This window comes from Methylobacterium nodulans ORS 2060, from assembly GCF_000022085.1.
In the GTDB taxonomy this organism is placed as follows: Bacteria; Pseudomonadota; Alphaproteobacteria; order Rhizobiales; family Beijerinckiaceae; genus Methylobacterium; species Methylobacterium nodulans.
On record NC_011894.1, the window covers coordinates 6,310,518 to 6,328,335 of the forward strand.

At 67.3% G+C, this 17,818-nt stretch carries 19 protein-coding genes and 3 pseudogenes; 14 read left to right on the forward strand and 8 right to left on the reverse strand.

The genetic code is table 11. The features are described from left to right. Window positions 1–78: 78 nt before the first annotated feature. The 3 genes from MNOD_RS47230 (at window position 79) to MNOD_RS29280 (ending at window position 1,778) form a co-directional block, all read left to right on the forward strand. Complete coding sequence (locus MNOD_RS47230; protein ID WP_157091588.1) at window positions 79–270, forward strand: hypothetical protein; 192 nt, start codon at window positions 79–81, stop codon at window positions 268–270. Window positions 271–910: 640 nt separating this feature from the next. Next, window positions 911–1,186 (forward strand): PepSY domain-containing protein, encoded by a 276-nt coding sequence (locus tag MNOD_RS29275; RefSeq protein ID WP_015932583.1) that lies wholly within the window; start codon window positions 911–913, stop codon window positions 1,184–1,186. 4 nt (window positions 1,187–1,190) lie between these two features. Continuing rightward, window positions 1,191–1,778: a cytochrome b/b6 domain-containing protein gene (locus MNOD_RS29280; protein ID WP_015932584.1), complete on the forward strand. Its 588-nt coding sequence runs from the start codon at window positions 1,191–1,193 to the stop codon at window positions 1,776–1,778. Between the two features lie 11 nt (window positions 1,779–1,789). Here the strand turns inward: MNOD_RS29280 and MNOD_RS29285 are convergent, their stop codons facing one another. From MNOD_RS29285 to MNOD_RS29295, 3 genes are read right to left on the reverse strand one after another with little or no spacing between them, the layout of a single operon-like run. Continuing rightward, complete coding sequence (locus tag MNOD_RS29285; protein ID WP_015932585.1) at window positions 1,790–3,148, reverse strand: sensor histidine kinase; 1,359 nt, start codon at window positions 3,146–3,148, stop codon at window positions 1,790–1,792. Then, entirely contained in the window at window positions 3,145–3,813 is a 669-nt protein-coding gene (locus MNOD_RS29290; RefSeq protein ID WP_015932586.1) for a response regulator transcription factor, read from the reverse strand. The genes MNOD_RS29285 and MNOD_RS29290 overlap by 4 nt, the downstream gene beginning before the upstream one ends. Then, window positions 3,813–4,124, reverse strand: coding sequence for a PepSY domain-containing protein (locus MNOD_RS29295; protein ID WP_015932587.1), 312 nt, complete (start codon window positions 4,122–4,124; stop codon window positions 3,813–3,815). The genes MNOD_RS29290 and MNOD_RS29295 overlap by 1 nt, the downstream gene beginning before the upstream one ends. A gap of 131 nt (window positions 4,125–4,255) precedes the next feature. Here MNOD_RS29295 and MNOD_RS29300 point away from each other — a divergent pair, with 131 nt between their 5' ends. Both MNOD_RS29300 and MNOD_RS29305 read left to right on the forward strand, forming a co-directional pair. Then, the gene (locus tag MNOD_RS29300; protein WP_015932588.1) at window positions 4,256–4,534 is read left to right on the forward strand and encodes a PepSY domain-containing protein; all 279 of its coding nucleotides are present in this window, start codon (window positions 4,256–4,258) and stop codon (window positions 4,532–4,534) included. A gap of 385 nt (window positions 4,535–4,919) precedes the next feature. Then, window positions 4,920–5,951, forward strand: coding sequence for a medium chain dehydrogenase/reductase family protein (locus MNOD_RS29305; protein ID WP_015932589.1), 1,032 nt, complete (start codon window positions 4,920–4,922; stop codon window positions 5,949–5,951). Between the two features lie 66 nt (window positions 5,952–6,017). On the opposite strand, the pseudogene MNOD_RS49430 reads toward MNOD_RS29305, so the two are convergent. From MNOD_RS49430 to MNOD_RS29330, 5 genes and pseudogenes are all read right to left on the reverse strand, one after another. After that, window positions 6,018–6,279 (reverse strand): annotated as a pseudogene (locus MNOD_RS49430) (PAS domain-containing sensor histidine kinase); the annotation flags it as partial. Between the two features lie 99 nt (window positions 6,280–6,378). After that, a complete protein-coding gene (locus MNOD_RS29315) occupies window positions 6,379–6,687 on the reverse strand; it encodes a helix-turn-helix domain-containing protein (RefSeq protein WP_015932590.1) in 309 nt (102 codons plus the stop codon). A 328-nt stretch (window positions 6,688–7,015) separates the two neighbouring features. Then, window positions 7,016–7,225 (reverse strand): hypothetical protein, encoded by a 210-nt coding sequence (locus tag MNOD_RS29320; RefSeq protein WP_015932591.1) that lies wholly within the window; start codon window positions 7,223–7,225, stop codon window positions 7,016–7,018. A gap of 89 nt (window positions 7,226–7,314) precedes the next feature. Further along, complete coding sequence (locus MNOD_RS29325) at window positions 7,315–8,202, reverse strand: DUF932 domain-containing protein (protein ID WP_015932592.1); 888 nt, start codon at window positions 8,200–8,202, stop codon at window positions 7,315–7,317. 93 nt (window positions 8,203–8,295) lie between these two features. Continuing rightward, window positions 8,296–8,484 (reverse strand): hypothetical protein, encoded by a 189-nt coding sequence (locus MNOD_RS29330; RefSeq protein ID WP_015932593.1) that lies wholly within the window; start codon window positions 8,482–8,484, stop codon window positions 8,296–8,298. A 357-nt stretch (window positions 8,485–8,841) separates the two neighbouring features. On the opposite strand from MNOD_RS29330, the gene MNOD_RS29335 reads away from it, so the two are divergent. The 9 genes and pseudogenes from MNOD_RS29335 (at window position 8,842) to MNOD_RS29365 (ending at window position 17,783) form a co-directional block, all read left to right on the forward strand. Beyond that, window positions 8,842–9,078 carry a hypothetical protein gene (locus tag MNOD_RS29335; RefSeq protein ID WP_015932594.1) on the forward strand — a complete coding sequence of 79 codons (237 nt, stop codon included), beginning with the start codon at window positions 8,842–8,844 and terminating at the stop codon, window positions 9,076–9,078. Next, the gene (locus MNOD_RS29340) at window positions 9,075–9,305 is read left to right on the forward strand and encodes a helix-turn-helix domain-containing protein (protein WP_015932595.1); all 231 of its coding nucleotides are present in this window, start codon (window positions 9,075–9,077) and stop codon (window positions 9,303–9,305) included. Before MNOD_RS29335 ends, MNOD_RS29340 begins: the two co-directional genes overlap by 4 nt. Before the next feature lie 531 nt (window positions 9,306–9,836). Next, window positions 9,837–11,351, forward strand: a complete 1,515-nt coding sequence (locus MNOD_RS29345; RefSeq protein ID WP_015932597.1) for a chloride channel protein — start codon at window positions 9,837–9,839, stop codon at window positions 11,349–11,351. A 736-nt stretch (window positions 11,352–12,087) separates the two neighbouring features. Next, window positions 12,088–12,579 (forward strand): annotated as a pseudogene (locus MNOD_RS49435) (efflux RND transporter periplasmic adaptor subunit); the annotation flags it as partial. Window positions 12,580–12,683: 104 nt separating this feature from the next. After that, window positions 12,684–13,307, forward strand: a pseudogene (locus MNOD_RS49440) (efflux RND transporter permease subunit); the annotation flags it as partial. Window positions 13,308–13,885: 578 nt separating this feature from the next. Continuing rightward, window positions 13,886–14,215 (forward strand): CsbD family protein, encoded by a 330-nt coding sequence (locus tag MNOD_RS29355; protein WP_015932599.1) that lies wholly within the window; start codon window positions 13,886–13,888, stop codon window positions 14,213–14,215. Between the two features lie 179 nt (window positions 14,216–14,394). Continuing rightward, on the forward strand, window positions 14,395–14,532 hold the full coding sequence (locus tag MNOD_RS47235; protein ID WP_015932600.1) for a hypothetical protein: 138 nt from the start codon (window positions 14,395–14,397) through the stop codon (window positions 14,530–14,532). 64 nt (window positions 14,533–14,596) lie between these two features. Further along, window positions 14,597–14,791: a type II toxin-antitoxin system ParD family antitoxin gene (locus MNOD_RS29360; protein WP_015932601.1), complete on the forward strand. Its 195-nt coding sequence runs from the start codon at window positions 14,597–14,599 to the stop codon at window positions 14,789–14,791. 34 nt (window positions 14,792–14,825) lie between these two features. Then, entirely contained in the window at window positions 14,826–17,783 is a 2,958-nt protein-coding gene (locus MNOD_RS29365; protein WP_244424587.1) for a PAS domain-containing hybrid sensor histidine kinase/response regulator, read from the forward strand. The last annotated feature ends 35 nt before the right edge of the window (window positions 17,784–17,818 follow it).

Genomic DNA, 17,818 nt, shown 5'->3' on the forward strand with positions numbered 1-17,818 from the left:
CGTGCGGATCCACACGAAATGACGAAGAGCCACTAATTCGAAGCAAGTCCAGGACGCCCATACTCCTACACGGAGGATGTGAACGAAGCGCCTGCGGTTGTTGCGGCCAAGCCCGTCGATATTGAAGCGGAAGCCCCCGCGCTGCCTAATCCGCCGGTCGAGCGCGTGCCACCAGAAGATCGCGATGCGGCGCTTCGCGTCGAGGGCGGCGAGCTCGCCTCTGAAGCGGGAGAGACGCCGGAGACTGGGCCGAGGAGCTTCGACCGATGAGGCGAATTCTTGTCGCTACAGGCGACTCTGATCACGAAGGCGCTCGCCTTGCAGTGGAGATTACCGCCAAGTTCGATGCCGAATTTCTCATTCTCCACGTGGCCACGGACAACCCGCTGTCCGCGCGGGAGCGAGGTATGATCTGCCGCTCAGTTCGCGGACTTCATCGAGGCCCGCGGTTCATAACCGTGCTGAGAGGCCGAACATATGATACCAGCGCGCGTTTGCCCTGATCCGTTCACACGAACCATGTTCCGCTGGGATGTGGGTGGTGCTGCAAACGCGTCAGTGCGAACGCGCGGCGGTATGACTGCACTCATCCCAGTAAGGGCCGTTGCTAAGCGCTCCTGCCCGAAGGCCGTTCCACATATGGCTTCTGAGCCTGAAGGGCGGACGAGGTGGGGAAACGCCCCCAAGCCCGAGGAGATTGTTGCCAAGCTGCGGCCGGCGGATGTGCTGGTCTCGCAGGGGCAGAGCGTCTCTGACGCAATTGTTGTATATTTTGTCACGTCATCATCGAACAACCCCGTTGAGATTGACAGGAAGCTGACAGGAGACAACAGCGGGCGGTCAGGACCCCTGCGCCATTCTCCATGACGATCCGGCGCCGAGGAGGCGCGGAGAGACTGGAGATCACAATATGCGCACCCTCACAATGATCGCCGCAGCCATTGCCGTCCTTGGCGGCGTGTCCGCCGCCCAGGCGAGCAGCCTCGGGCGGCCCTGCACCACGGCGCCCCAGAGCCAATGGCTCCCGGTCGAGACCCTCAAGGCCAAGGCTGAGGCCCAGGGCTACAAGGTCCAGAAGGCCAAGATCGCAAAGGCCTGCGGCGAGATCTATGCCCTCGACCAGAACAACGCCCGCACGGAGCTGTTCGTCGATCCCACCTCGGGCGAGATCGTTGCCAAGGAGTGACGCCATGGCCGCGAGCAAACCCGCGGTCGAGGCCGCCGGCGCAATGCCGGCGGCAGCCGCCTCCTCACCCGAGGCCCAGACCGTCCGTGTCTGGGATCCGTTCGTCCGCCTCTTCCACTGGAGCCTCGTGGGCCTGTTCGTCCTCGCCTTCACGACTGGGGACGAGATCGAGTGGCTGCACATCCGCGTGGGCTATGCCATCGCGGCTCTCGTTGCCCTGCGGGTCGTCTGGGGTTTCGTCGGCTCCCGGCATGTTCGGTTCAGCGATTTCGTCCGCTCCCCCCGTGAAATCGCCACGTACCTGCACCGGGCAGCCCGTTGCCAGGCGCCACGGTATCTCGGGCACAACCCGGCCGGCGGCGCCATGGTCGTGGCCCTGCTCGTCACGATCGCTGGCATCGCGGCTACCGGGTTCGCGATGACCACGGATGCGTTCTGGGGCGCGCAATGGATGGAGGATCTCCACGAGGGGCTCGTCTACACGACCATCGGGCTCATTGCCCTGCACGTGGCGGGCATCGTCTTCTCCAGCCTGGAGCATGGCGAAAACCTGGTGAAGGCAATGATCACGGGCCGGAAGCGGGCATCGTGAGGCCGCGTTCCTCAGGCCGGGCTCGGCAGCCGGACCTCTGCGAGGAGGCCGCCGAGCGGCGACCGCCCCAGGGCCAGCGACCCGCCGTTGGCCTCGACCAGATCGCCGACGATGGCAAGCCCCAGCCCGGTGCCGGGGCGGGTCTCGTCCAGTCGCCCACCACGGGCAAGCACGGTGCCGACCTGCTCGTCCGGCACACCCGGACCGTCGTCCTCGACCCGAAGCGCTACAGCAGTGTCTTCCCGCCGGCCCTCGATCCTCACCGCGCCGGCGGCCCAGGTGGCCGCGTTCTCGGCCAGGTTGCCGAGGATTTCAGTCAGGTCCTGGGCATCCATCCGGACCCCAAGATCATCCGCGGCGTCGATCTCCCACAACAGCTTCTGGCCCTGCGGGGTTCTCCGGAGCACGCCGATCACCTGCTCGACCACGAGGCGGACCGGCTGAACCGGCCCTGACCGTGCCCGAAGGCCTGCCCGGGCTCGCACCAACTCGCGTTCGACGTGCCGGCGCATGCCAACCGCGAGGGTTTCGATCTCGTCGGCCAGGCGCGTATCGCCCCGCGCCCGGAGCTCCTCCGCATCGGCGCTCAGGACCGTCAGCGGCGTCTTCAAACCGTGCGCTAGATCAGCGGCCCGCGCCCTTGCCCGGGCGATGGTCTGTTCCTGCGCATCGAGCAGGTGGTCGACCTCGGCAGCAAGCGGCCGGACCTCGTCCGGAAAGGCCGCTCCCAGCCGGGCCGCCTCGCCGGAGCGAACCTGCGCCAGCCGACGGCGCACGGCGTCGAGCGGGCGCAGGCCGACACCGACCTGGATCCAGGCGGCGGCAATCAGGACCGCGGCCAGGAGCGCCAGGGAGGGAACGAGGTCGGACGCGAAGGCCAAGCCGGCCGCCTGGACCTCGCCGCGGTCGAGGGCCACCACAGCGCGGATCGTTCCACCCCCGAGGCTTGCCGGCAGGGCAATCCGGCGCTCGACGGCCAGCAGCGAGGCACCGCCCGGACCGGGGATCGTGTGCTGGTGGACCACCGCAGCAGCCGGCACGTCGGGCGGCAGGGTCAGCGTGGCATCCCAGAGCGAGCGCGAGCGCAGCACGGTGCTGGTTCCCTCCTCGGCGATCTGCCAGTAGAGCCCGCTCAGGGGCTGGAGGAACCGCGGCTCGGCCGGCGGGGGGCGGACTTGGAGCGTGCCGTCCCCCGCCCGGGCGAGGCTGCTCACGAGCTGGGTGAGCTGCGAGCCGAGCTCGGCCGCCATGCGCCGCTCCACATGCCACTCGAACAGGAGCAGCAGGCCGAAGCCCGCCATCGCCAGAGCGAGGACAATGGAGGCCACGCCGGCAGCGAGAAGGCGCAGCCTGAGTGAGCCTTGCCTCATGTCGGCGCAGGCTCCGGCACGAGGTAGCCGAAGCCGCGCCGGGTCTCGATCAGATCGACGCCGAGCTTCCGGCGCAGGCGTCCGACAAGCACCTCCAGCGCATTCGGGTCGCGATCGTGGTCATGCGCGTAGAGATGCTCCATCAATTCCGTCGGAGGGATCACCCGCCCGGCATGGTGCATGAGGTAGCTCAGGCAGCGGTATTCGAGCGGCGAGAGGTTGAGGGGAACGTCATCGGCCGTGACCCGCATCTTGCGGGTGTCGAGCACGACCGGTCCCGAGATGAAGACCGGCACGGCCCGGCCGGCGGCCCGGCGCAGGAGCGCCCGCACGCGGGCCAACAACTCCTCCATGGCGAAGGGCTTGGTGAGATAGTCGTCGGCACCGGCATCGATGCCCTCGACCCGCTCCGCCCAGGCGCCGCGCGCGGTGAGGATCAGAACCGGCAGGTCACGTCCGGCCGCGCGCCACCGCTTCAGCACGGCAAGGCCATCCATCTTCGGCAGTCCGAGGTCGAGGACGGCGAGATCGTAGTCCTCCGTGTCCCCCCGGAACCAGGCCTCTTCGCCGTCCTCAACATGATCAACGGCGTAGCCCGCCTCCGTCAGGACGGCTGCGACCTTGCGGGCAACGCGGGGATCGTCCTCGACAAGAAGAATGCGCATCAGTGGCCCTCTCGCTTGAGGATTGCGGCGGTGGCGGCGTCGACATAGACCTCCCACAGGCGCCCGGCCGGATCGATCACCTTGAACTCGTAGACCCAGCGGTCGCGCTTGCGCTCGAACGACACGCCGACCACCTCGCCGCCGAGATCGGAGCGCACCCGCGTCAGGATCTCGGCAAGAGCAAGCGCTTCGCCCCGCTCGACGGCGCGGCGGGCCTTGTCATAGTCACGCTCACGGTCGGCCAGGACAGCGGACGGCAGCAGGGCAGCGATGAGGCCGAGGACGATGATGCCGCGGCGGGTCTTGCTCATGGAGCGAGGATGTATCCGCGTGGCTGACAATTTGCTGACATGGATCAACAGGAGACCGAAAGCGGCACGTCGCCAATGTCGTCCTGATCGATCCGGACATGCCGTTCGGATCAGGACAGCAGGAGACCGACATGCGCACGATCATCATGGCATCCGCCCTTCTCGCGACAGGCCTCGCCGTTCCGGCCATGGCCGATGGTCTCGACCACCGCTGCTCTCCCGTTGCCGATGGCCGGATCGTCGCCGCAAGCGAGGTGAGCAAAGGGCTCGAAGTGCTCGGCTACCGCGTCGACCGGGTCAAGGCCGAGGACGGCTGCTACGAGGTGCGGGCGGTGAACGACAGCGGCCTCCCGATCAAGGCTGTCTACGCCCAGGCCACGGGCGAGCTTGTCCGCGCATGGCTTCGCTGAATGCAGACGCTCAGAGCCCGACCTGTCTCGGAGGGGTCGGGAGCTGATGAAACAGGAGATCCAATCATGGTCATGAATAGAACCCGCCATGGTTGCGCTCGGCCTGACGGTGAGCCTTTCCGGGGCGGCCTTCGCTGCCGCCCCGCACGGTCATGATGGGCACGCTGTGGGTCGAACAGGCACACGGCTACCAAGGAGCAAACTCCGGGCCTGGGGCAGCGTCAATTGGCGGATTTGAGGAAGATCAAGGCGGACTGCAGGCACGGAAGTTAGGACGCCATATTAGAAACCCCGCCATCCGACAAGGCGGTGGGACCGTCGGCAAAGTAGCCGCGGAAGCTATGCACGTCCTTGCGCCGGGTCATGAGGTTGCAAGGAGAAGCCGATGATGGATCCGCGCAATCGGGTCGTTCGCGTCAGGCGCTTCGGCGGTCCCGACGAGATGGAAGTGGTCGATGCTCCCATGCCGACGGCCGGCCCGAGCGAGGTGCGGGTGCGCGTGCTCGCCTCGGGCTTGGAATACACCGACGTCACGATCCGGCGTCATCTCTACCCGCAAACGATGCACCTCCGGCCGCCGTTCGTGCTGGGCTACGACGTGGTCGGAGAAATCGATCAGCTCGGTGATGGCGTGAGGGGATTCCAGCTTGGCGATCGCGTGGCCGATATGACGGTCGTCGGCTCGAACGCCGCTTATCGCACGCTCCGGGCCGACGACCTCACCCGTGTGCCGCCGGGGGTCGACGCGGCAGAAGCGGCCGCCCTGACCTTGAGCTGGACGACCGCTTACCAACTCCTTCACCGCACGGCCCGGGTGCAGCGAGGCCAGCGCGTGCTCGTGCAGGGAGCTGCCGGTGCTGTTGGTCAGGCACTGCTGACGCTCGGCAGGATGGCCGGACTTCAGCTGTGGGGCACCGCACGCGGCGAGCACACCGGGCTCGTCCGTGAACTCGGCGCCCGGCCGATCGACTACCAACGCGAGGACTTCACGCGCGTCCTGCCGGGCGGGTTTGATGTCGTGTTCGACGGGATCGGCGAGGACGGCTATCGCCGCTCGTTCGCGGCGCTCCGGCGCGGCGGTCTGGTCTGCGCCTACGGCTACACAGCAATGGTGCAGCCGCAGCGCCGCTTGTTCACCATGTCGCTCTGGATGTCGCGTCTGTATCTCTGGAGGTTGTTGCTGGGGTGGCTGCCTGGTGGAAAGCGCATCCACCTGTACTCGATCAATCTAATGCGAGCGCGACATCCCGCTTGGTTCCGAGAGGACCTGGAGCGGCTTTTCGGGCTGCTAGCGGCCGGCACCATCCGGCCGCGCGTGGCCGAGCGGATCTCCTTTGACGGGGTCACCCAGGCGCATCGCCGTCTCGAAGCGGGCAGTCTCGAGGGCAAGCTGGTCCTGTGCCCGGATCTTGGTTGACTGCCCCGGAGGTGTTCATCCCTGCCCTAACCGCTTGGCCGACAGCGCTCGCCCAATCGGCAAAGGCAACTTCTCGGCGATCCCCGGTCCGGTATCCGACCCGGCGATCGCGACCATGTCCGCCGAGACCGTCCGCGCCATCACCCCCCAGCTCGCGGCGCGGGGCGTGCTGCATCGCCTCGCGGGCGTTGCGCAGCAGGTTGACCAGGACCTGCTGGATCTGGACGCGGTCCGCCAGCACGGACCTGACCCCGGGAGCGAGGCGGAAGCAGAACACCACGCCCTGTTCCCGGGCGCCCACCAGCGCGAGCGCGCTCGCCTCAGGAACGCGGATAGTGCGGACCTTGCTGGCCGACACCCGTCAGCGCACCGGCCGCTGTTCATCAGTTTGCCGGCACTGCGCCGACGCAATCAGTCACACTGGAGATCAGCCCTTCCGGGGCGGTAGGTAAGCCTCCGGCCCGACAACGATGTCCGCCGCCATCGGGCGCAGCCGGACCGTCAGCCAGTCGAACGTGACACCGAGCGCCACCGCCGCGCAAGCGAGCCGGTAGGTCTGCATGGTCGCTTCATCGACTGGCTGGCCCGGCTTCCACTGCCCGCGCTCGATCGCGGCGATGGAGGACTCGGCGTAGCCCGTTTGCGCGGCAAGCTCCCGGCGCGAGAAGCCGCACGCTTCCCGCCATGCCCTCGCGCGTTCGCCTTCGGTGGTGTATGGCTCTGGGCTCTTGGGCATCTGCTCCTCGTGGGTGTCTCAGGGCCGCTTCGGCGGGGGCCCGGTGCTGGAACCGCCGGGCCCGAACCGCCTCTCTCACCGGTCAGTTGAGTTCCCGTTGTCGTATCCGCTCCATCTCGCGCTTGTGGAGCTTCCTGCGGTGCTCGCGGTGGGCGTCTCCACACGCGCAAGCGCGCAGATCGCGGTAGCAGCTGCCATGGCCGGCCGTCCGACCAAGCTCCTCGGATAGGCGTGTATCCGCTATCGACTTCGCCTCGTGGTGCTGTCGCTGGCCGGTGGGGAGCGGGCGCTCCGCGGCCGGGCCCGGCCGCGGACCAAAGCGTCAGCCCTACAGCTCCTCGCCGCGGATGCGGATCACGACGTAGGCGGTCTTGCCGGGCTCGTCCGCGTCGCCCTGGGCGCGGTCCAGGGCGTCCGTCAGCTCGACGTAATCGAGGGGGATGTCGTCGCCCAGCGCGCGGACCTCGCGGCGGCTCAGCGTGACGATGCGCGCCTCGCTCGCGGTGATCGCGCCGGTGATGCTCTTGGTGTCGGACATGATGGCTCCTTGCCGTGGTGGAGGTCTGGCCCGCCCCGCCACGCCGTCGGACAGAAAGGGAGAGGGGGGCCGGAGCCCCCCTCGGTTGATCAGGCCGCCTTCAACTCGGCCATCCTGTTCGCCAGGACCCACAGGGCTCTGTTAAGCGCCGTATTGCCGTCCACGCCCTGGACCGGCCGGGTCTGCCGGCGGGCGATCAGCCGGCCCGTCTCCGGGTTGCGCTGCTGGTAGTCGATCCCGCCGCGGATCAGGCCCTCCTGGGTCCGATTGAACGCCAACCAAAGCGAGTTGCCGACGTCCTCCCGGCGGCGCGGCGCGTGGATCTGGCGGGGCTCGACCGGGACCCTTTGGCCCTCCCCGTTCCACCGCAGCTCCGCGGCCGCCTCGGCAAAAGCGTCTTGCTCGGCCGGGCGAAGCTCGATCTGCTTCATCTCCGCGGCGATCCGATCGACCTCCTCGGAGGCGTCCACGATCCGGTAGGCCCCATCGATCACCTGCTGAACGATGTCGCCCTTGTGCGGGATCTTGAGGATCTGGGCGTCGCCGTCGGCGCACACGAGGCCGTTCGAGCAGATCAGCCGGAACAGCCCGCTCATCAGCTGGTACGACGAGGTGCCGTCGTGGCTGTTGAGCAGCACCAGCTCGCGGGAGGAGTCGCCGACCCGGGTCGGCGCATCGCCCATCCGGCGCAGGCGCAGGAGGTGCTTCGTGTACCCCCGCTTCTCCTCGTCTCGGGTCCCGCCGACCCGGACCTCGACCGGCAGGAAGCCCTCGCGGCCGAGGCCGCGCAGCACCTCGACGGTCGGGATGTAGGTGTACTTGTCCGAGCGCGAGCTGTGCTTGTCTTCCGCGAAGACGGTCGGCGCCGCGCTGCGCAGGGCGGCCTCATCGAGGCCGCCGTTGTTGCGGACGACGACCGCGCCCGAGCCGAAGCGGGTGATGCGGGCGGTCTGAACCGTGCGGATGTCGTGAAACATGGGCTGTACTCCTCGCGGGTGTCCGAAAATTCCGCCCTGGACGGCGGGAGGCTGACGCCTCGCCCGAGGCCCCGCAGGGCCCCGACCGCGGCGTCACGCAGGGCGAACGGCCATGACGGCGCCGTCGCGGATCTCGACCGTCAGGCCGCGGTGCTTGAGGGCGGCGACGACGCGGCGCTGGCCATGCGCCCGGCTCTGGAAATCCGCCGAGGTGCGACCGGTCACCTCGTCGTAGAGGGCGGCGAGGGCGGCATCGGAGAGGGTTGCAACGGACTGGATCATGGCTTGCTCCCAGGGGCATCGGGGCTACCCAAGAAATATGTACGGCCATCCGAGCCTCAGATCAACAGTATCTGACAGATCTCTGACCAGTTTTTGTTGGATGCTGAGACATCGCCCTGCGCCGATGCCGGGGCGGCTGCCGGGATCGGGGCCGTGAAACTGGCGGGATCGGCGCCGGGATCAGGACCGGGTGACAGCTGGGATCGGTGCCGGGGCGGGCGCCGGAACGAAAAAGCCCGCCGCGGCGGGGAGCCGGGCGGGCTGACGGGGGGCAAGGCTTGATCTTGGGCCGGATCGCCCGCAATTTCGGGGTGTGGCCGAGGGATCATTCCCGGCCGGATTGAGGGACAGACCCCAATGGCGAACCCGTCCGCTCCGCCCTCCCTCGACATGGCCGAGCAGGTCGCCCGCATCCTGCGCTCCCAGGAGGAGATGCAGAAGTTCGCGGCCGAGCAGCGCAAGCTGATCGCGGAGGCCTCCAAGCTGGAGCGCGACCGGGCGCTCGCCCCCTGGCAGATCGTGATGTCCAGCATGGCCGCCGGCGCGGCCCTATTCGGGGCCGGCGCAGCCTTCGTGAAGCTCCTCGGCTCATGACCCCCGATCGCTTCCGCGAATGCCTGAGCCTCCTGCGCTGGTCCCAGCGCGGGCTGGCCGAGGCCCTGGAATGCGACGACCGTCTGGTGCGGCGGTGGGCGACCGGCGAGGTGCCGATCCCACCCGGACTGGCCGCATGGCTGGAGACGCTCGGGCAGGTGCACGCCGCGGCGCCGCCGCCGAAGACCTACCGCAGACGATCCGCGCGGGCGGCCGGCGAGGGGTGAGAGCGCAAAAAGCCCGCGCGGCAGGGCCGGGCGGGCTTGCTGGCTCCGGGTGCCGGGCGCAAGAGCGTCAAAACCCTATCAGCTTGGCTATGAAGGGGCCGCTAGGGATGGTACGCGGTCCTCTACGCTTTCGCCTACAATGACCGGGGCTGACCCTTTCCGGACATTCCGGGCACGTGTCGAGACTGTCCGGTGACAGGCGAGTTCCGGACGTTTGATTTCCTGAAAGCGCTTCTCAACGTTCGCATCGGCATCCCGCCGTCACACCCGAAGGATCGGCATGGCATGTCCAGAGAACGTTCGGAGCCTGCTGGCCAACAACCGGCTTGTAGAGATCGTCGGCGGTATCATCGCCGCGACGGAGCAGCTTTCGCTCCTTGAGCCTGTGTGCGTCCTGATCACGTCCTGGCTGCCGGCGGAGAAGTGAACGGGAGAGCGACACGAGTGCGACGGAGCAGGGCCGCCGGAGGGCTGGATAATCCGCCGGCTCGGGGCGAGACTGGACGCCAATCACAGCCGGCGCCCAGGACGATGCGATCACCACAGCCCAACCTCGACTACGGCGGTGATGTCGGCTTGTGGTTCTGGTGCCTCGCAATCGCCACGGGCATGGCCGCCGGCCTCGCGGCCGGGTTGCTGATGCAGCTGCTGCGCCTCGTACAAAGCCTCGCCTGGGGCGAGGGGGCGGCTGGGTTCGCAGCGGCCGTCGAGACGAGCTCGTCGCAGCACCGCTTGGCAGTCTTGGCGGGAGCCGGGATCCTGGTGGCTCTCGGCGGCCTCGCCATGCGCCGAGGAGGCCGGATCGGCGGGGGCCACGCAGGCGAACTCTCGGCCGTCATCTGGTTCGGCGGCGGCCGCCTGCCATTCATAGGCACCCTCGCCCAAGGGGTTCTGTCGATCACCGCCGTTGGGCTGGGCGCCTCCCTCGGACGCGAGGCGGCACCCAAGCAGGCCGGTGCCGCCTTCGGCAGCCTGTTCGCGCGCCGCCTCAGGCTGTCGCCGAGCCACACCCGGATCCTGGCCGCTCTCGGGGCTGGTGCGGGCATCGCCTCGGTCTACGAGGTGCCTCTGGGCGGCGCCTTGTTCGCGCTGGAGGTCCTGCTGGGGAGCCTTGTGCTGCCCCTTGTCGGCCCCGCCGTCCTGGCAAGCGGGTCAGCCACCGCCGCGGCGTGGCTGCTCCTGCCTGACCGCGCGATCTACACGGTGCCGAATGACGCCGTAACGGCGTCGCTGTTCGGCTTCGCGGTGCTGGCCGGCCCCCTCGCGGGATTGGCTGCCGCGGCCTACGTGCGGCTGATCGCCTTCGCCGACGCGCACCGCCCATCCGGCGCCTCCGCGGTGCTCGCGCCCATCATCGTCCTCGCCCTGCTCGGCGGCGTGGCGGTGCTTCTTCCGCAGATCCTCGGTAACGGCAAGGACGTTGCAGAAGGCGCCTTCACCGGCGGGATCGACTGGCCGCTCCTCGCCCTCCTCGTCGTCGCCAAGCCGCTGGCCACGGCTGCCTGCCTCGGCTGCGGTGCGCCAGGCGGGTTGTTCACGCCGACGGTCGCCTTCGGTGCGGTGTTTGGCGGTCTCCTCGGCGTCGGCTGGAACCTCGTGTGGCCCGGCGCGGAGGCGGGTGCCTGCGCGCTTATCGCGGCTACCGCGCTGCTCGCGGCCGCGACCCATGGGCCGCTCTCCTCCGTGGTGCTGATGCTGGAACTGACTCGGCGCCTCGACAGCCTGATGGTGCCCGTGCTGGTGGCGGTAGCCGGCGCGATGCTGGTCGCCCGCTACCTGGAGCCGCGTTCGCTCTACGCCTGCCGCATCCGCGAGGGCCGCGCAGCTGCGGACGCCGATCCCACCGCGATCTCGGCCGCAGCGCCCTACGCTGAGGTTCTGCGCGGGCTGCTCGCTGGCGGACCGGTTCCGCGTGTGCTCGACGAGACCGGCACCTGCCTCGGCCACCTCGATGCGGAGCGGGTGCGTGCCCCAGCGCGCGACGACGGTCCTCTTGTGGCGGCCACGGCGGGAGACTTCCTGTCCTCACCGGAGCGCCGCGGCTGAACGGCTCTGTATCCTCGCCGATTCCGAGAGGTGGTCGCACTGCGCCGGTTCGGTGAGCGACGCGGCAACCGGCCTCAAGCGAAGCCTCCAACATGCGGATCAGACGGCAGCCAATATTGCTCTTGTCGCCCCGAAGGCGGACAGCTTCACGTGAGAGGCCGACGAACGAGCTCAGCGCGTCCGAAGGCGATTGATTGACGTGCCCGTCTAGATCGATGTCCTCGATCACCAGCGTGCCGCCTGGTGCAAACATCGATTTCAGCCTCCCGAGGGTGGCATCCCCGCATCGTTGCGACAACCACTCCACAGCGCCTCCAAGGCAATGCTGTCCTGACAGCGCCGGACGCATCGACGAACAACGCATTCAAGGGTGTCGAACACGAATAGCCAAGCTTGGCGGGCGCCTTGTTGGATAGTGGACGAGCACGTCAGCATGCGCCGGAATAGACCAGCGAAGCAGCCAGGGGTACGGCATGCGTTCGACGACAGTACGGGACAGCGTCTGGGATGACGCCGCGCATGTGCTCCGCAAAAAGATCATTACGGTGTGCAGAGAAGCTCTGACGCATCGCTCCGTGACACGATGTAATATCCTGTGTACATCTTTTCGGATTTCTACGTCTTGCCGGAGCCTCAAGCTACTGTTGGCGGTACAAGCTGCTAGGTTTGTCGACGGGTGCAAGCGGGTTAATCAATACATCCCGCCGCCACCGCCAGCCGGTCGGTATCCCAACCCATTTCGCGGCCGACCACGCGCTACTTCGAGCTCACAGGAAATACTGCGCCCTTTGCTGCAGTCGACCTTGAGGCACGGGTGCAAGGCTTTCTGGAAGCCATCAGCTACCAGGATGGTGCGAGGGTGGCGAAGGGCACGCCTCTCTTCACCATCCAGCGCAACACCTACGAGGCGCAACTCAGACAGGCGCAGGGCAATCTGGCCGCACAGCAGGCGGGCCAGATCAACGCCCAGTCCGAGTACCAACGTCAGGCGACGCTCGGACGGGACGAGTTCGCCTCGCAGGCGTTCGTCGAGCAGAAGAAGACGGCGCTCGATCAGGCGAACGCTGCAGTGGTCGAAGTGCAGGCCAGCCTCGACTTGGCCAACATCAATCTCAGCTACACGCAGGTGCTGGCGCCGTTCGACGGCATCGTCACCAATCACCAGGTGGATGTCGGTGCACTCGTCGGCGTTGGCGGCCCGACAAAGCTCGCGCAGATCGTGCGTGTGGATCCGATCTACGTCTACTTCAACGGCAGCGAGGAGCAGGTGCTTCTCGTCATGCGATCGCTCGCCAAGCAGGGCCGGACGCTGAACGACCTCTCCAACATCCCGGTCGAGATCGGACGGCGATGTCCTACCAGGAGAAGGCTGTCGGCGGTCAGATCTACCTCGAGTTCGCTCTTGCTCTGGTGCTGGTCTACTTCGTGCTCGCGGGCCAGTATGAGAGTTGGATTCTGCCGGTATCGGTGCTGCTCGCGGTGCCGCTTGCACTACTCGGCACGGTCGGAGCGCTCACGGCGCTCGGAGTTGCGAACAACCTCTACACGCAGATCGGACTGGTCCTGCTCATCGCACTGGCGAGCAAGAATGCGATCCTGATCGTCGAATACGCCCGCGACATGCGAGCGGCGGGTATGGAGATCGACACGGCCGCGGTCGAAGCTGCGCGGCTGCGTCTTCGCCCGATCCTGATGACGTCGTTCGCCTTCATCCTTGGGATAGTCCCGCTCGTCACCGCGACCGGGGCCGGTGCGGCAGCCCGAAAGTCAATCGGCATTGCGGTGCTCAGCGGCATGCTGGCCTCCACCTGCCTCGCGGTATTGTTCGTACCCTCCTTCTACGTTGTGCTGCAGCGCTTCGCAGAATGGCGGGTGCGACGTCGGCGCGTAGGCCCCAACATCGGACCTGGCGTCGCAGAGCAGGCGCGATCCAAGCGCATCGGCACCCATCCGTAGGATGAAGGCACACTTGAGTCACTGTCCTGAAGTCCAAGACGGTATGCCGCTCCATGGTCACCCGCATTGCTCACGCGCGACTAGAGCCTCCCTGACGGACAAGCCCCTTCCGAGTGGCGGATCACACTGGAAGGTCTCGTTTGTGAGCTGCGGGCTGCTAAGACGTCCGCTATCGAGTGACAAGCAGCCATTCCGGTGGCCATTATCGAAGGTCCGGCAGTGGCGCACTGCTGAACTAGCCAGACGCGAACAGCTGACTCCAAGCGGACGTTCGAGCTGCTGGTGACGAAGGTCCGGATGGGCTGGTATGCGGGCGCACTCTGGCGCGAGCAGGCTTTTGCAACATCACGTTGCCGACGCCCCCGAACGAAACCCCGCTTCCGCCTACATGCGCCCTGGGCCTACGCTCTCTGCCATGCCGCCTGATTGGACAAGGTCGAGCGAACGGCCAGCGCCCTCGGCGGATCTTGGAACGCGTCGAGGACGCCGCCGTTGCCCCAATCGCGAGAGAGGGTGGGCATTCGGCCGTCGAGGCTGCAGGCGACGCCGAACCCGAGACAGAATGTAAGGGTAGCGCGATGGTCGACAGGGACAGGATCACGGGCGCCCCGCGCGAGCTCGGCGGCAAGGTGCAGGGCGCGGTCGGCGACCTCGCTGGCTCGAACCGCGACTCGGTCGAGGGCCGGCTCCGCGAGGCGCAGGGCACCGCCGAGAACCTCTACGGCCAAGCCAAGGATGCCGTTCGGCACGCGGTCGACGAGGTTTCGGACCATGCCGCGGAGGCTTACGACCGGGGCCGCCACTACGCGTGGGAAAGCCACCAGAAATCCGTCGAGTGGCCCCATGCCTCCCTGGTCGTCGCCGGGCTCGTGGGCTTTGGCCTGGGCCTCCTTATCAGCAGGCTCTAAGCCATGCCGCAATGTCACGTCGCCACCGTCGGCAGCTCGTGGGCCCGCGTCGTGTGGCGGGACAAGCGGATTTCAAATTTCATCAATCATGCTTCCGGAACGGGTGGGTAAGGCCGCCGGTTCATGGCCAGACGTTCTGACCTGACCCAGTTTGAAGGTCGCAGCAAAGCGGATCGAGCATGAACGCGCCGGCTGTCACGCGATCGGAGAAGACGCCGTTCTGGTCGGCCCTGTTCACCGACCGACGGATCGCGCCAGCTCTCGGGCTCGGCTTCACCTCCGGCATCCCGTTCCTTCTCGTCTACCTGAACGGTTGAGCAGCTAAAGCTTAGCTGTAGCACAAGTTTTGACAGCTCTGTCCACCCGTGCCATCCGCCCAGCATGCCAATCCGGATCGCCAAGAACGTCTCCATCACGCCCGAGCTGGACCACTTCATCTCCACTCAGATCGCCTCGGGGCGCTACCAGAACGCAAGCGAGGTCATGCGAGCGGCTCTGCGCTTGCTCGAACGGTGGGAGACTGCTGAGAGCCGCAAGCGCGCCCGCCTTGCCGAGCGGACGTCCCGGCATGCTTGAGGACCGGAACGCGAGGCACCACGAGCAGCTCCCGATGAGTGGGTCATCAGGTGCGAGGCAGGACTACTACCGAGCTATCATTGAGAGCGCGGTCGATTTCGCCATCTTCGCCATGGACCAGGACGGGCGTGTCACGGACTGGAACCAGGGCGCAACCCACATCCTGGGCTGGAGCAGGAGCGAGATCCTCGGCCAGTTGGCCCGCATGATCTTCACGCCAGAGGAGCAAGCGGAAGGCAGGCCCGAGCAGGAGATGCGCACCGCGCTGGCGTGCGGCCGAGCCATGGACGAGCGCTGGCACCGGCGCAAGGACGGCAGCCGCTTCTGGGGTGTGGGCGAGCTGATGCCGCTCAGGACTGAGGCCGGAGAGGTCGAGGGCTTCGTCAAGATCCTGCGCGACCGCACCGTCCAGCACGAGCAGGAGGAGCGCCTGCGCGCGCAGGCCAGCACTCTGCAGACGATCACGGACCACGTCAGCGAGGCCGTGTTCCAGCTGAACGCGGACGGCAACATCACCTTCGTGAATCCTGCCGCTGAGGCGATGTTCGGCTGGTCGGTCGAGGAGCTCCTCGGGCGCAATCTGCACGAGGCGCTGCACCACCACTACCCGGACGGTCGCCCCTACCCAGCCGACGACTGCCTACTATCGGCTGCGCTCCGCACGGGCGAGGTTTTGCGGGGCCACGAGGAGGTGTTCTTCCACCGCGATGGCACACCCCGCCACGTGCTCTGCACGAACGCGCCTGTGCGCGTGGACGGCCGGATTGCCAGCACGGTTCTGACCATCACCGACATTGCCGAGCGAAAGCAGGCCGAAGCCGCATTGGCCGAGACAACCCGCCGGCTGAACGCGGTGCTGGACAACGCGACGGTGGCCGTCTTCCTCATGGATGACCGGCAGCACTGCGCCTACATGAACGCGGCAGCGGAGCAGCTGACGGGCTACACGTTGGCCGAGACGCAGGGACGTCCCCTGCACGACGTGATCCACCACACCCGGCCCGACGGCAGCCCCTTCCCGCTGCACGAGTGCGCCATCGACCGCGCCTTCCCGGAGAACGCCCAGACGCAGGGCGAGGAGGTCTTCGTCCACAAGGACGGGCACTTCTACCCGGTCGCCTTCAACGCAAGCCCCGTCCGCGACGAGGCATCTCGGACCATCGGCACCATCATCGAGGTGCGCGACATCTCGGCCGAGAAAGCGCGCGAGGCGGCCTTGCGCGAGAGCACCGAGCGGCTCGCGAGCGAGCGTCACGCGCTCGAGGTGCTCAACCGAACCGGCACCCGGATCGCGGCTGAGCTGGAACTCGACCGGCTCGTCCAAACGGTTGTGGATGCCGGGGTCGAGCTGACCGGGGCACAGTTCGGCGCCTTCTTCTACAACGTGCTCGATGAAGCCGGGGGCAAGTACATGCTCTACGCGCTCTCGGGTGCGGAGCGCAGCGCATTCGAGAAGTTCGGCATGCCGCGCGCGACGGCGGTGTTCGCGCCGACCTTCCTGGGCGAGGGCGTGATCCGCTCAGCCGACATTCTGAAGGACGAGCGCTACGGACGAAACGCTCCTCATTCCGGCATGCCCAGGGGCCACCTGCCGGTGCGCAGCTACTTGGCGGTCCCGGTCACGTCCCGCTCAGGCGAGGTGATCGGAGGCTTGTTCTTCGGTCATCCGGAGCCGGACGTATTCAGCGCGCGCTCCGAGGCGTTGATGAGCGGTCTCGCGGCGCAAGCTGCCATAGGCATTGACAATGCTCGTCTGTTTCAAGCGGCACAGCAGGCGGCTGCGACGCTGGAGCAGCGTGTCGAGGAGCGCACAGCCGAGTTGCAGAGGACTGAGGAGGCCCTGCGGCAGGCCCAGAAGATGGAGGCGGTGGGCCAGCTCACGGGTGGGCTCGCGCACGACTTCAACAACCTGCTCACCGGCATCTCGGGCAGCTTGGAGCTTCTCCAGACGCGCATGGCGCAAGGGCGGCTGACGGACCTCGACCGCTACATCAACGCCGCGCAAGGCGCCTCCAAGCGCGCCGCCGCCCTGACCCACCGGCTGCTCGCCTTCTCGCGCCGCCAGACCCTCGACCCGAAGCCGACGGACGTGAACGGCCTCATCTCCGGCATGGAGGAGCTGATCCGGCGCACCGTGGGGCCTGCCATCAAGATCGAGGTCGTTGGTGCGGCGGGCCTCTGGCCCGCCCTCGTCGACCCACCTCAGCTCGAGAACGCGCTGCTCAACCTGTGCATCAACGCCCGTGACGCGATGCCGGAGGGCGGGCGGATCACCATCGAGACCGCCAACAAGTGGCTGGATGATCGCGCCGCGCGCGAGCGCGACCTGCCGCCGGGCCAGTACCTGTCGCTGTGCGTGACCGACACCGGCACCGGCATGACCCCGGAGGTGATCGCCAAAGCCTTCGACCCGTTCTTCACCACGAAGCCGATCGGTCAGGGCACCGGGCTCGGCCTGTCGATGATCTACGGCTTCGTGCGCCAGTCGGGCGGTCAGGTGCGGATCTACTCGGAGGTCGGTCAGGGCACGACGATGTGCCTCTACCTTCCGCGCCACTATGGCGAGGCAGAGGAAGGGGATGTCCTGGCTGGCCTGAGCGACGCACCGCGAGCCGAGCAGGGCGAGACGGTTCTGATCGTGGACGATGAGCCCAGCGTGCGCATGCTGGTGACGGAGGTGCTGGAGGATCTTGGCTACACCGCCATCGAGGCGGCGGATGGGCCTGCAGGGCTGAAGGTTCTGCAGTCGGACGTGCGGGTCGACCTCCTCGTCACCGACGTCGGCCTGCCGGGTGGGATGAACGGCCGGCAGGTGGCAGATGCTGGCCGGGAGGTTCGGCCTGGTCTGAAAGTGCTGTTCATCACCGGCTACGCGGAGAACGCGGCAATCGGCAACGGGTATCTGGAGCCCGGCATGCAGGTGTTGACCAAGCCGTTCGTGATGGAGGCTCTTGCTGGCCGCATTCGAGAGATGATTGAGAGCAGATCTTAGTCTATGCAATCAATGAACAATCCTCACCTCTCAGC

Bases quoted from the DNA above. Each gene is read 5' to 3' on its own strand.
- MNOD_RS29275 (WP_015932583.1), top strand. From the start codon at position 911: ATGCGCACCCTCACAATGATCGCCGCAGCCATTGCCGTCCTTGGCGGC.
- MNOD_RS29280 (WP_015932584.1), top strand. From the start codon at position 1,191: ATGGCCGCGAGCAAACCCGCGGTCGAGGCCGCCGGCGCAATGCCGGCG.
- MNOD_RS29285 (WP_015932585.1), bottom strand. From the start codon at position 3,148: ATGAGGCAAGGCTCACTCAGGCTGCGCCTTCTCGCTGCCGGCGTGGCC.
- MNOD_RS29290 (WP_015932586.1), bottom strand. From the start codon at position 3,813: ATGCGCATTCTTCTTGTCGAGGACGATCCCCGCGTTGCCCGCAAGGTC.
- MNOD_RS29295 (WP_015932587.1), bottom strand. From the start codon at position 4,124: ATGAGCAAGACCCGCCGCGGCATCATCGTCCTCGGCCTCATCGCTGCC.
- MNOD_RS29300 (WP_015932588.1), top strand. From the start codon at position 4,256: ATGCGCACGATCATCATGGCATCCGCCCTTCTCGCGACAGGCCTCGCC.
- MNOD_RS29305 (WP_015932589.1), top strand. From the start codon at position 4,920: ATGATGGATCCGCGCAATCGGGTCGTTCGCGTCAGGCGCTTCGGCGGT.
- MNOD_RS29315 (WP_015932590.1), bottom strand. From the start codon at position 6,687: ATGCCCAAGAGCCCAGAGCCATACACCACCGAAGGCGAACGCGCGAGG.
- MNOD_RS29320 (WP_015932591.1), bottom strand. From the start codon at position 7,225: ATGTCCGACACCAAGAGCATCACCGGCGCGATCACCGCGAGCGAGGCG.
- MNOD_RS29325 (WP_015932592.1), bottom strand. From the start codon at position 8,202: ATGTTTCACGACATCCGCACGGTTCAGACCGCCCGCATCACCCGCTTC.
- MNOD_RS29330 (WP_015932593.1), bottom strand. From the start codon at position 8,484: ATGATCCAGTCCGTTGCAACCCTCTCCGATGCCGCCCTCGCCGCCCTC.
- MNOD_RS29335 (WP_015932594.1), top strand. From the start codon at position 8,842: ATGGCGAACCCGTCCGCTCCGCCCTCCCTCGACATGGCCGAGCAGGTC.
- MNOD_RS29340 (WP_015932595.1), top strand. From the start codon at position 9,075: ATGACCCCCGATCGCTTCCGCGAATGCCTGAGCCTCCTGCGCTGGTCC.
- MNOD_RS29345 (WP_015932597.1), top strand. From the start codon at position 9,837: ATGCGATCACCACAGCCCAACCTCGACTACGGCGGTGATGTCGGCTTG.
- MNOD_RS29355 (WP_015932599.1), top strand. From the start codon at position 13,886: ATGGTCGACAGGGACAGGATCACGGGCGCCCCGCGCGAGCTCGGCGGC.
- MNOD_RS47235 (WP_015932600.1), top strand. From the start codon at position 14,395: ATGAACGCGCCGGCTGTCACGCGATCGGAGAAGACGCCGTTCTGGTCG.
- MNOD_RS29360 (WP_015932601.1), top strand. From the start codon at position 14,597: ATGCCAATCCGGATCGCCAAGAACGTCTCCATCACGCCCGAGCTGGAC.
- MNOD_RS29365 (WP_244424587.1), top strand. From the start codon at position 14,826: ATGAGTGGGTCATCAGGTGCGAGGCAGGACTACTACCGAGCTATCATT.